Annotated in this window: 6 protein-coding genes; 5 read left to right on the forward strand and 1 reads right to left on the reverse strand. The window is 75.9% G+C overall.

Translation table 11 applies throughout. The features are described from left to right. Window positions 1-313 precede the first annotated feature (313 nt). The 4 genes from NPS70_RS18970 (at window position 314) to NPS70_RS18985 (ending at window position 9809) form a co-directional block, all read left to right on the forward strand. Window positions 314-3136: a serine/threonine protein kinase gene (locus NPS70_RS18970; RefSeq protein ID WP_256525492.1), complete on the forward strand. Its 2823-nt coding sequence runs from the start codon at window positions 314-316 to the stop codon at window positions 3134-3136. A 128-nt stretch (window positions 3137-3264) separates the two neighbouring features. After that, window positions 3265-6045, forward strand: coding sequence for a protein kinase (locus tag NPS70_RS18975; protein WP_256525567.1), 2781 nt, complete (start codon window positions 3265-3267; stop codon window positions 6043-6045). 198 nt (window positions 6046-6243) lie between these two features. Beyond that, a complete protein-coding gene (locus NPS70_RS18980; RefSeq protein WP_256525493.1) occupies window positions 6244-7881 on the forward strand; it encodes a succinic semialdehyde dehydrogenase in 1638 nt (545 codons plus the stop codon). An 86-nt stretch (window positions 7882-7967) separates the two neighbouring features. Continuing rightward, complete coding sequence (locus tag NPS70_RS18985) at window positions 7968-9809, forward strand: GMC oxidoreductase (protein ID WP_256525494.1); 1842 nt, start codon at window positions 7968-7970, stop codon at window positions 9807-9809. A gap of 726 nt (window positions 9810-10535) precedes the next feature. Here the strand turns inward: NPS70_RS18985 and NPS70_RS18990 are convergent. Next, window positions 10536-10820, reverse strand: coding sequence for a chorismate mutase (locus tag NPS70_RS18990; RefSeq protein ID WP_256525495.1), 285 nt, complete (start codon window positions 10818-10820; stop codon window positions 10536-10538). A gap of 305 nt (window positions 10821-11125) precedes the next feature. Here NPS70_RS18990 and guaA point away from each other — a divergent pair, with 305 nt between their 5' ends. Continuing rightward, window positions 11126-12724, forward strand: a complete 1599-nt coding sequence (gene guaA, locus NPS70_RS18995) for a glutamine-hydrolyzing GMP synthase (RefSeq protein ID WP_256525496.1) — start codon at window positions 11126-11128, stop codon at window positions 12722-12724. The last annotated feature ends 101 nt before the right edge of the window (window positions 12725-12825 follow it).

A 12825-nucleotide genomic window follows, 5' to 3' on the forward strand; every position in this document is an offset into this window, starting at 1 on the left:
CGGGCGGCTTCCGCCCCGCGCCGGACGCCCGTGCCGGCCTCCGTACGGCCGCCGTCTCCCCCCGGCCGCCCAACCCGCCCCGGGGTGAGGAGGGTTGGGCGGGTGTGCGCCCCGCCCCTCGCCGCCCCGACCAGCGCCAGGGCCGCCGACACGCCGAGTAGCGGCATGGCGGGGGCGCGGGAGGCCGGGACCGGGCGGCCCCGGGAGCACGTGCGGTCCCCGAGTGAGGGACAATGGTCGCTCTGCCAGGGCGGGTTACCCGCCTCGCGCGCGTGGGCGGCGCGGGCGAAGATCAGGATCGCAGAGGGGACGCATGTCGGAGGCTGAGCAGTCACGGGAGTCCCGGCGGAACGAGGCCGTGGCGGCCGAAACCGCAGGCAGGGGTGAGGAATCCGCCGGCGGCGAGGGTGCGTCCGGCGCGCCCGGCAGCGGCTTCGGCCCGGCCGGTGCGATCCCGGGACAGCGCTCGTCCCCGGTGTCCACGGAGCGTGACGAGGAAAGCGGGGCCGTGGTCTCCGGTGCGCCGGGCACCGGGGGGGCGACGGCTCCTGAGGGTGAGTCGGGGGTGGGTACCGTGACGGCGACACGGAGCGACCGTGCGGTGGACGAGGCGCGGCAGGCCGGGGATCCGGCGGAGTCCGCGCGGACCGAGGGTCCGGGAGCCCGTCCGGCACCGGGCACGGGGCGCACGGCCGACGGCGGCACCCGGTCCGAGGCCGGGGAGGGCGACCCGGCGGAGACCACCGGTACGGGCGCGGCCGAGCGGAACGGCACCGCGCGCGAGCGTGCACAGGACGAGGCCGGGAGCGCTCCGGGCCCCGGGGCCGCGGATGCGGAGGAGGCGCCCGCCGGCGAACGGGCGCACGGGACGGCCCCGGGCGAGGCCCCTTCCGCCGAGGACCCGGCCGCGGAGGCCGCTTCCGGCGCGGAACCGGCCGCGGAGGGTGCTTCCGCCGAAGACCCGGCCGAGCGGGCCGGAGCGGGCCGCCCGGCGGAGTCCGGTGCCGCCTCGGCCGGACCCGGGCCGGGTGACGCGCCGGGCGGCCGCGCGCCCGCCGAGGCCGTACGCGGCGACGGCGCGCCGGCCGGGGACGGCTCCGCCGGGGACGCGCCGGGCGCGGGTGCGCACGGCAAGGGGGCCGCCGCGGAGGCGCCGTCCGGGGCCGCAGCGGCGGCACGCGGCGCCACGGGCTCCCTCCCCCCCGGCGGCACGGGCACGCCCGCCACCGCCGAAGGCCGCCTTCTCGCACGGCGCTACCGACTCGGCGGGGTCCTGGGCCGCGGCGGCATGGGCACCGTCTGGCGTGCCGTCGACGAGACGCTCGGCCGGACCGTCGCCGTCAAGGAACTGCGCTTCCCCAACGCCATCGACGAGGAGGAGAAGCGCCGCCTCATCACCCGGACCCTGCGCGAGGCCAAGGCCATCGCCAGGATCCGCAACAACAGCGCCGTCACCGTCTTCGACGTGGTCGACGAGGACGACCGCCCGTGGATCGTGATGGAGCTGGTCGAGGGCAAGTCCCTCGCCGAGGTCATCCGCGAGGACGGCGTACTGACCCCCCGTCGCGCGGCCGAGGTCGGACTCGCCGTCCTCGACGTGCTGCGCTCCGCCCACCGCGAGGGCATCCTGCACCGGGACGTCAAGCCCTCCAACGTGCTCATCGGCAAGGACGACCGCGTCGTCCTCACCGACTTCGGCATCGCGCAGGTCGAGGGCGACCCGTCCCTCACCTCGACCGGCATGCTCGTCGGCGCCCCCTCCTACATCTCGCCCGAGCGGGCGCGGGGGCACAAGCCCGGCCCCGCCGCCGACCTCTGGTCCCTCGGCGGCCTGCTCTACGCCGCCGTCGAGGGCAGCCCGCCCTACGACAAGGGGTCGGCCATCGCCACGCTCACCGCGGTGATGACCGAACCGCTCGACCCCCCGAAGAACGCGGGCCCCCTCACGGACGTCGTCTACGGCCTGCTCGCCAAGGACCCCGCCCAGCGGCTCGACGACGCCGGTGCCCGCGCCCTGCTGACCCAGGTGGTGAACGCCCCGGAGGAGGCCGACGCCCTCGCCGCCGCCCCGCCGGAGCAGACCCGGGTCATACCGCTGCCCGCTTCCCCGCCGCCGCCGCCCGACACGGCCCCGCGGCCCCCCGCTCAGCCCAAGGACCCCGCTGCGGCGGCCCGGGTGCGCGGTGCCCTGCGCTCCGTGCGCAACGCGGCGGCCGCCGCCAAGGCGGAGAAGCGCACCCCGGAGCAGGACCCCTCCCGGGAGCGGACGGCCGTGCCCGCCGCCCCGGGCGGACGGCGCCCCGCGCCGGTGCGCGCCCCCCTCACGGACGTGGTGCCCCGCCGCACGCTGGTGGTCATCGCCGTGGTGGCCGTACTCGCCGTGCTGTCCACCGTCCTCGTGCTCGCCCTCAACGGCGGGGACGGCAACGGTGCCGAGGGCTCCACCCCGGGCGCGGGCACCGGGACCGCCTCGGCCGGTGCCGCGTCCGCGGGCGCCGAGGGCTCCGCCGGCGGAGAGCCGGACGGCGCCGCCGATCCCGGCAGCGGCCGGCAGCCCGACCAGGACGGCGGCACGGGCGGCACCGCACCCGGCGGCACCGAGGACGAGGCGGACGGCGACGACGACGCCTCCGACGACGACGGCGCCGCGAGCGGCGGCACCGGCGGAGCCGGGGCGCTGCCCGAGGGGTACGCGGCCGTCTCCAACGACCAGTTCCGCTTCACCGTGGCCATGCCCCGGGACTTCCGCTTCACCGGCATCGCGGGCCGTAACTCGGGCGCCAAGTTCAGCGTGGACGGGGGAGTGCCCCGGGTCCAGATCGACTTCACCGACAGCCCCAGGGACGACGCGCACGCCGCCTGGGCCGCCGCCGTCGCCGGCGTCAGCGCCACCAGCAACGGCTACCGGCACATCGGCATCACCCGCGTCGAGTACAACGGCTACCCGACCGTCGCCGACTGGGAGTTCGAGCGCAACGAGAACGGCCAGCGGGTACGGATACTCAACAGGGGCTTCAAGGTGGACGCCCGCCGCGGCTACGCCATCATGATCACCTGCAAGGCGAGCGAGTGGGACGGCGAGGCGTGCACGACCCTGCGCCGCACGGCGTTCGCCACGTTCAGCCCCAAGGAGTGAGTCGGGGCACGTATCGTGAGACCTCGCGGACGGTATACCGCCACAAGGAGCCGCCCGCCGACCGGATATGACGGTTTGGTGCGGTGATCGCGGACCGGCCGGGGGACAGCGCGCTGCGGGGAGGCGTCGTGGAGGAGTACGCGGGACGGGTGCTCGCCGACCGCTACCGTCTGCCCTCGGAGTCCTCGGAGGACGGCGAACTCGCCGAGACCCGCGCCTTCGACACCTACAGCGGCCACGAGGTGCTCGTGCGGCAGGTGCCGCTGCCCGAGGTCGTCGAGGCCGAGGTGATGGACGGCGACGGCCTGGCCGGCGCCGCCGTGCCGCGCAGGGCGCAGGGCCGGGCCACCCTGCGGCCCACCGACCCGGCGGTGCTCCGCGCCGTCGAGGCCGCGCAGGCGGCTGCGCGGATCCCCGACCACCCCCGGCTGGACCAGGTCTTCGACGTGTTCGCCGAGGACGGGTCGCTGTGGGTCGTGAGCGAGGTCGTGGCGGCCCGGCCGCTGGCGGCGCTGCTGGCGGAGCGGCCCCTCACCCCCTACCGCGCCGCCGAGGTGGCCTCCGACGTCCTGACCGCGCTCCGGGTGCTGCACGCCCACGGCTGGACCCACCGGAACATCACCGTGCGCACGGTGCTGGTCTGCGAGGACGGCCGGGTGGTGCTGACCGGGCTGGCCTCCGGTGCCGCGGAGGAGGCCCTGTGCGGGTACGAGCCGGTGCCCGACCGGCGACCGGACGAGGACGGACCCGTGCACCCCGCCGCCGGCGGCGGCCGCTCGGCCGGGCACCGCGGCCCGGACGCCGGCACCGCCTACGGCACCGCCCCGTACACCGAGGGCTCCCCGGGCGGCCCCGCGGCGCTCGCCCCGGCGGCCCGCCACGGCCTGGCGGTGCCCGCCCCGGTCCGTCCGGCCCAGGACCTGCCCGCGCTCCCGCGGGAGTCCGGCTTCGAGCAGGCCGCCCCGCCCGACGGGCCGACCACCGGGGCCGGTGCCATCGCCGCCTACCGGGCCGGTGCCCGCGCCGCGGCCCGGCCGCGGGACGGCGAGCGGCCCGCGGAGCCCGGTCAGGGGGACGGCCGCCCGGGACCGGAGGCCGCCGAGCGCCCCGTCCGCGGCGGGTTCGAGGCCCACGGCCCCGACCCCGCCCGCCCCGCCGCGAGCGGACCGGACGCCGGGGACGGCCGCCCCGCCGGGGAGCCTGGCGGCGGCGACGGCGCGGGGGAGGCCGACGGCCCCGGCCGGGCCCGTCTGGCCGGCACCTGGCACGACGCGCCCCCGCCCGGCCGCGAGGGCCCCGGCCCGCTCCCGGCCGGGGGCGGCGGGCTGCCCGCCACGCGTCCCTCCGCCCCCTCCGACGCTTACCGGGACGATCCCTACGGAGTGCGCCGCCGCGCGGCGGAGCGCTCGTCGCCGCAGCCGCGCCCGGCCCTGCCCGCCCACCGCGGCGCCGCCGGCTGGAACGGCGGCGCCGACGCCCTGCGGGCCGACGCCCAGCGGCGCCCCGCCGCCGGGGCACCCGCCCCGGCCGCCGGCGCCCCCCGGTGGGGCGAGGAGGCGGCGGGCGGCCGCGCCGAGTCCTACCGCGGCCCGACCACGCCCCTGGCCGCCGAGCGTGCGCGGCAGGCCCGGATCACGGTCGTCGGCGCCGTCACCGAGCGCTGGGCACCCGAGCAGGCCGGTCCCGTGCACGAGAACTGGCAGCTTGCGGCGCCCGTCGGCCCGGCCACCGACCTCTGGGCGCTCGGCGCGCTGCTCTACCGCGCGGTGCAGGGCCACGCCCCCTACCCCGAGGACAACGCCGCCGAGCTGGTGCAGATGGTGTGCGCCGAGCCGCCCGCCTTCGCCGAGGAGTGCGGGCCGCTGCGGCCCGTCGTGGAGTCCCTGCTGCGCCAGGACCCCACGGAGCGGCCCGAGTGCGAGGAGCTGAACGGCTGGCTGCGCTCCCTGGTCCGGTCGGCGCCCGAACCGGAGGTCGGCCACGGCCTGGTGTCGGTGCCCTCCGGGCCGGTCGACCCGACGCTGCTCCCCATCGTGCGCCGCCGCGGCGAGCTGGTGCGCCGACGGCGCTTCGGCGGGCGGGAGGCGGGCCGCCACCGCCACCGGAAGTCCCGGGGTCCGGCCTCCCGGCCGCCCGTGTCCCGTGAGCGCTTCGACGCGGCCGATCGCTTCGACGACCCCCGGCCCGGGCCCGGAAGCCGCGGTGGCCGGAAGCCGCGGGCCCTGGGCCGCACCCTGCTCCTGGCGGTGCTCCTGGCGCTGGCGGCCGCGGTCGCCTACGCCTACTACGTCATGCCCGCGTCCGGCGACCGGTCGGGGGCCCCGAAGGCGGGCGGCACGGGGCAGCGCCCCTCCGCGGGGGCCGAGCCGAGCCCGGACCGCACCGACCCGGACCGCTCCCCCGAGGCCGGCCCCGGCTCGCAGCAGCCGCAGACCTCCGCCCCGGCCGCCACCCTCCCGGACGGCTACGTGCTCCGCGAGGACGCCGAGGGCTTCAGCCTGGCCGTCGTGGAGGAGTGGCAGCGCCGCCCCGTCAACGACGCGGGCCAGGTGCGCTACCTCGGCGGCGACTTCACCCTGATCGTCGTCCCCGGCCGGGACCCGGTGGCCGGGAACGGCGACGATCCGCTCGTCTACCAGCGGGACAGGGAGCGCGAGCTCCAGCCCTTCAGGGACTCCTCCTGGGCGACCGCGAGCGGGCTGCGGCGCATCGACGTGGGCCGCCAGGCCATGGCGGAGGGCCAGTTCACCTGGCAGGACAGCACCGGCCGTGAGGTCTACGTGCGCAACCTGGCGCTGATCGTGGGGGACCGCTACCACGTCATCCAGGTGATCGGCCCGGCGGACCAGCGGGAGAAGGTGACCGAGATCCACCGGCAGGCCACCGCCACCTACCGGGTCACCGGCTGAGTCCCCGGGCGCCGGGAGCGCGCCCGGGCGGGTGTCTTCCCCCACAGCGTCCCGCAGGGGACCTCGTGGGTCTTCCGGGGGCGACAACCCGCTGATCAGGGCTTATGTGCCAGTGATCACTGGCGTGGTGCCGAGGGCCGGTGAAAACGTGTTACCGACGGGTATCCAAAGTGGGGATTGCGTCCTAGTCTCGCCACCATGACGGACTCGCACTCCACCACCGCCTCGACCGCCACAGCGCCGGCCCGCCCCGGAACCAACCCGGTCGCACCGGCCCCGGCCGGTGCGCGCACCGCCGCCGACGTGGTGACCCCCGAGGTCGTCGCCCGGCTGGCCAAGGACGTCGTGGGCTCCGGCAGCACCGTCAACCACGCGCCGTTCACCGGCGAGAGGCTTGCCGAGCTGCCCGAGTCCACCCCCGAGGACGTCGCCGCGGCCTTCGTACGGGCCCGCGCCGCCCAGGGGCCGTGGCAGGCCGTGCCGGCGCGCGCCCGTGCCGCCGTGCTGCTGCGCTTCCACGATCTGCTCCTCGAACGCCAGGCCGAGGTGCTCGACCTCATCCAGCTGGAGACCGGCAAGGCCCGGCTGCACGCCCACGAGGAGGTGCTGGCGGTCGCGGTGGCCGCCCGCCACTACGGCCGCAAGGGCCCCGCCTACCTCCGCCCCCGCCGGCACACGGGTGTGGTGCCCGTGCTCACCAAGACCACCGAGCTGCGCCAGCCCCGGGGCGTGGTCGGCCAGATCGCCCCCTGGAACTACCCGCTGGAGCTGTCCGTCGGCGACGCCCTGCCCGCCTTCGTCGCCGGCAACGCCCTGGTCATGAAGCCGGACACGGAGACCGCCCTGACCGCCCTGTGGGCCCGGGACCTGCTCGTCGAGGCGGGGCTTCCCCCGGAGGTCTTCCAGGTGGTCCTCGGCGAGGGCCCCGTCGTCGGCCCCGCCCTGGTGCGGCACGCCGACTACGTCTCCTTCACCGGCTCGACCCGCACCGGCCGCGAGGTCGCCCGGGGTGCCGCCGACCGGCTCGTCGGCGTCTCGCTCGAACTCGGCGGCAAGAACGCCATGCTGGTCCTCCACGACGCCGACGTGGAGAAGGCGGCCGCCGGGGCGGTCCGCGCGTGCTTCTCCTCGGCCGGGCAGCTGTGCATCTCCATCGAGCGGCTGTACGTCCACGCGTCGGTGGCGGACGCCTTCGCCGAGCGCTTCGCCGCCCGCACCAGGGCCATGCGGCTCGGCAGCGCCCTGGCCTACGGGGCGGACATGGGTTCCCTGGTCGGGCCGCGCCAGCTCGAGACCGTCACCCGGCACGTCGAGGACGCCGTGGCGGCGGGCGCCACCCTGGTCGCGGGCGGCACCGCCCGGCCCGACATCGGCCCCTACTTCTACGAGCCCACCATCCTCGACGGCGTGACCGGGCCGATGGCCGTGTGCGAGGAGGAGACCTTCGGCCCGGTGGTCTCCCTCTACCGCTTCACCGACGAGGACGAGGTCGTCGACCGGGCCAACGCCACGCCCTACGGCCTCAACGCGAGCGTGTGGACCCGCGACGGACGGCGCGGCCACGCCGTCGCCGCCCGGCTGCGCACCGGCACCGTGAACATCAACGAGGGCTATGCCCCCGCCTACGGCAGCGTCCGGGCGCCGATGGGCGGAATGAAGGACTCCGGCCTGGGGCGCCGCCACGGCTCCGAGGGCATCCTCAAGTACACGGAGGCCCAGACCGTCGCCCAGCAGCGGGTGCTCCCCCTGGCGCCGTCCTTCGGGATGGACGACGAGAGGTACGCCGCGCTGATGAGCACCAGCCTCCGGGCGATGAAGGCGCTGCGCCTGCGCTGACGGCCGCCCCGACCGCCCCGGCCGGCGCCGGCCCCCGGCCGGCCGGAACCGCCCCGCACGACCGAAGAGAGCCGACGAGGAGAGCGATGTCCGAGGTACCCCCCGCCCGAGAACAGGACGCGGGCGACGGCCCCTACGACTACGACGTGCTGGTGGTCGGCTCCGGGTTCGGCGGTTCGGTCTCCGCGCTCCGCCTCACGGAGAAGGGCTACCGGGTCGGCGTGCTGGAGGCGGGCCGCCGCTTCACCCGCGAGACCCTGCCCCGCAGCTCCTGGGACCTGCGCAACTACCTGTGGGCCCCCGCGCTGGGCCTCTTCGGCATCCAGCGCATCCATCTGCTCGGCAAGGTGATGGTGCTGGCCGGCGCGGGGGTGGGCGGCGGCTCCCTGAACTACGCCAACACGCTCTACGTGCCGCCCGCCGCGTTCTTCCAGGACCCCCAGTGGGGAGCCATCACCGACTGGCAGGACGAACTCGGCCCCTACTACGAGCAGGCCAAGCGGATGCTGGGCGTCCGCCTCAACCCGACGATGACCCCCTCCGACGTCCATCTGAAGGCGACCGCACAGGCCATGGGCGTGGGCGACACCTTCCACATGGCGCCGGTCGGCGTGTTCTTTGGCGACGGCCGGGACGCCGACGGCGCCTGCACGGCCCGGCCCGGGCGCGAGGTGCCCGACCCCTACTTCGGCGGCGCGGGCCCCTCGCGCAGGCCCTGCACCCAGTGCGGCGAGTGCATGACCGGCTGCCGCCACGGCGCGAAGAACACCCTCAACGAGAACTACCTCTACCTGGCGGAGCGGGCGGGTGCCACGGTCCACCCCATGACCACGGTCGTCGCGGTCACCGAGGACTCCCGCGGCGGCTTCGCCGTCCGGACGGTGCCCAGCGACAAGCGGCGCAAGGGCGCGGGGCGCACCTTCACCGCCCGGCGGGTCGTGATCGCCGCCGGCACCTACGGCACGCAGACCCTGCTGCACCGCATGAGGGACAGCGGTCTGCTGCCCCGGCTCTCCCACCGCCTGGGGGAGCTGACCCGCACCAACTCCGAGGCGCTGGTGGGTGCGCAGACCACCGACCGCCGCTACCGCAGCCGCCACGGCGCCGCGAAGGCGGACTTCACCCGGGGTGTCGCGATCACCTCCTCGATCCACCCCGATGCCGACACCCACATCGAGCCGGTGCGCTACGGGCGGGGTTCCAACGCCATGGGCGGGCTGACGATCCTCCAGGTGCCCTTCCGCGCGAAGGGCCGGGTCGCGGGCTGGCTCGGCAACGTGGCCCGCCACCCCTGGCTGGCCATGCGCTCGCTGTCCAACCGCCGCTGGTCGGAGCGGTCCATCATCGGCCTGGTCATGCAGTCCGTGGACAACTCGCTGACCACGTACCGCAAGCCGGGCGGCCTCGGCAAGGGGCTCCTCACGGCACGGCAGGGGCACGGAGCGCCGAACCCCACCCAGATCCCGGAGGCCACCCGGGCCGCTTCGCTGCTGGCGGAGGAGATCAACGGCTTCGCCGGTTCCAACATCGGCGAGCTGATGGGCACCCCGCTGACCGCGCACTTCCTCGGCGGCTGCCCCATCGGTGCCTCCGCCGAGGACGGGGTGATCGACCCCTACCACCGGCTGTACGGGCACCCCGGCATCTCGGTCGTCGACGGGGCCGCGGTCTCCGCCAACCTCGGGGTCAACCCCTCGCTGACCATCACGGCCCAGGCCGAGCGGGCGATGTCCTTCTGGCCCAACAAGGGCGAGGCGGACCCCCGTCCGGAGCAGGGTGCGGCCTATGTGCGGCCGGCTCCGGTGCGACCGGAGCACCCCGCGGTCCCGGCGGAGGCGTTCGGCGCCCTGCGCCTGCCCTTCCTCGCGATGCCCTCCGTGCCTCCCCGCCCGGCGGAGGCCGAGGAGAAGAAGCCGCAGGACGTGTGAGCCGCCGTCCGCGGGCCGGGAGGGAACCCGGCCCGCGGACGGCACGGCAGGACGAAGGCCGCTGCACCCCCCTCCGAGTGCAGCGGCCTCCTGGTTCCTGCGCGGCCCGGCGCGCCGGGCGCGCACGTGGCCGTTGTTACGCATGCATGACCTGTGTCCCTCGGGAATGGTTGTCCCCGGACAACCGGTCCGAGGTGTGAGGTGGACCACTTTGCGCGGTCGGGGGGCGCCGGCGTGCTTCCCCCGGCTCCACGGGGGCACCCGGGCAGACGAAGGGCCCCGCGGGCAGTGGCCGCGGGGCCCTTCGGGCAGCACCGACGTCAGGGCAGCGTCGGCGCCGGTGTGCGGCGCCGGGGGGTAGCGCCGCGTCGGGAGGACGGAGGGTGCGGGCGTCCGTGGCGGACGGACCGGATGCGGTCGGCGCCGGGCGTCCCCGGAGCCGACCGCTTTTGGGGTGACCGGGCTGCTGTCCCCTGCCGACCGGTCACACGCGCTGGGGCGAGGTCCCACGACGCACCTCGGGTGCGTCACACGCTCCAGCGGAGCCACGCGTGGTTTCTCCTTGGTGGCCCGCCCCTGGCTGGCGCGGACAAGAGGAACAACGAGATGCGGCCGCGGGCGTCACGCGCCGTACGGGTGAGGGCGCACCCGAACGCAGGTGCACGCCGTACTCCCGCCCCGGCGCCCCGGACCGGGCCCGGGCCGTTCCCCGGCCCCGGCAGCCGCTCAGACCCGGCCGCGGCACAGCTCCAGCACCGTCATCGCCAGCGCGGTGCCCGGCCTGCCGAGCGCGTCCCGGTAGTGGGACAGCACGTCCATCTCCCGCGCCAGGCTCACCCGGCGCCCGCCGGAGGCGATCCGGGAGTCCTGGATCACGGCCGAGACGGCCATGCGCTCCTGGATCAGCCCGATGATCCGGTCGTCCAGCGCGTCGATGCGCTCGCGCGCACCGGTGATCACCTGCGCGGCGTCCTCGGTGCGGGCGCCGGTGCGGTCGAGTACCTCGGTCATGGGGGCTCCTCTGCGGTGTCGGGCAGGGCCCCGGAGCGGCAAGGACCGGAAAGCCGAGGCGCCCCGGGCCTTGTCGGCCCGGGGCGCCTGGGAAGTCGCTCGTCAGTTGCTCAAGCAGCGCGACCATGGCAGCCGGACGGGCCGGTGCCATAGGTAAAGACGAAGGTCAGCTGCTGCATGGCGACAGTATGGACGGCAGCCGGGCCCGCGCCAAAGCGGGTTCGGATGGTGAGACGAAAAGCGCCGTCGGGCGCCCCGGTAGAATCGACAGATACCGACTCCCTCCCACCGCCGGAAGGCCGCCAGTGTCATCAGCGTCCCCCGCTGCCGCGCCCGCAACGCAACCGGACACCGTCCTCGTTGTCGACTTCGGCGCCCAGTACGCACAGCTCATCGCCCGCCGGGTCCGCGAGGCCCGCGTCTACAGCGAGATCGTCCCCTCCACGATGCCGGTGGCGGAGATGCTGGCGAAGAACCCCAAGGCGATCATCCTCTCCGGCGGCCCGTCCTCCGTGTACGCCGAGGGCGCGCCCCGCCTGGACCGCTCGCTGTTCGAGGCGGGCGTCCCCGTCTTCGGCATGTGCTACGGCTTCCAGCTGATGGCCACCGCCCTGGGCGGCACGGTCGACAACACCGGCTCCCGCGAGTACGGACGCACGCCGCTCCACGTCTCCAAGCCCGGCTCCACCCTCTTCGAGGGCACCCCGGCCGAGCAGTCCGTGTGGATGTCCCACGGCGACGCCTGCTCCGAGGCGCCCGAGGGATTCACCGTCACCGCGTCCACCGACGTCGTGCCGGTCGCCGCCTTCGAGAACGACGAGAAGAAGCTCTACGGCGTGCAGTACCACCCCGAGGTGATGCACTCCACCCACGGCCAGCAGGTCCTGGAGCACTTCCTCTACCGCGGTGCGGGCATCAGCCCCTCCTGGACCACGGGCAACGTCATCGAGGAGCAGGTCGCGGCCATCCGCGAGCAGGTCGGCACCAAGCGGGCCATCTGCGGCCTCTCCGGCGGCGTGGACTCGGCCGTGGCCGCGGCCCTGGTCCAGAAGGCCATCGGCTCCCAGCTCACCTGCGTCTACGTCGACCACGGCCTGATGCGCCAGGGCGAGACCGAGCAGGTCGAGAAGGACTTCGTGGCCGCGACCGGCGTCCAGCTGAAGGTCGTGGACGCGGAGGAGCGCTTCCTGGCCGCGCTCGCGGGCGTCTCCGACCCGGAGGAGAAGCGGAAGATCATCGGGCGCGAGTTCATCCGCGTCTTCGAGCAGGCCCAGGCCGAGATCGTCGCCGAGTCCGCGGGCGAGGGCGAGGACGTCGCCTTCCTCGTGCAGGGCACCCTCTACCCGGACGTCGTGGAGTCCGGCGGCGGCACCGGCACCGCCAACATCAAGTCCCACCACAACGTGGGCGGACTTCCCGAGGACCTGGAGTTCGCGCTCGTCGAGCCGCTGCGCCAGCTGTTCAAGGACGAGGTCCGCATGGTCGGCCAGGAGCTCGGCCTGCCCGAGGAGATCGTCCAGCGCCAGCCCTTCCCCGGGCCGGGCCTCGGCATCCGCATCGTCGGCGAGGTCACCAAGCCCCGCCTGGACCTGCTGCGCCAGGCGGACGCCATCGCCCGCGAGGAGCTCACCGCCGCCGGCCTGGACCGGGAGATCTGGCAGTGCCCGGTCGTCCTGCTGGCCGAGGTGCGCAGCGTCGGCGTGCAGGGCGACGGCCGCACCTACGGCCACCCGATCGTGCTGCGGCCGGTGTCCTCCGAGGACGCGATGACCGCCGACTGGACCCGCATGCCCTACGACGTGCTGGCCCGCATCTCCACCCGGATCACCAACGAGGTCGCCGACGTCAACCGCGTCGTCCTCGACGTGACGAGCAAGCCGCCGGGCACCATCGAGTGGGAGTGACCTCCCCCTGAGGCCGGCCGAAGCCGCCGCCCGCCCCGCGCGGTCGGCGGCGTCGCCGTCCCCCGGTGCGGCCGGGCACCGGCGCTTCCCGCCTCCGGGGG

Origin of the sequence: Streptomyces sp. C10-9-1, assembly GCF_024497955.1 — a bacterium.
Lineage (GTDB): Bacteria > Actinomycetota > Actinomycetes > Streptomycetales > Streptomycetaceae > Streptomyces > Streptomyces sanyensis.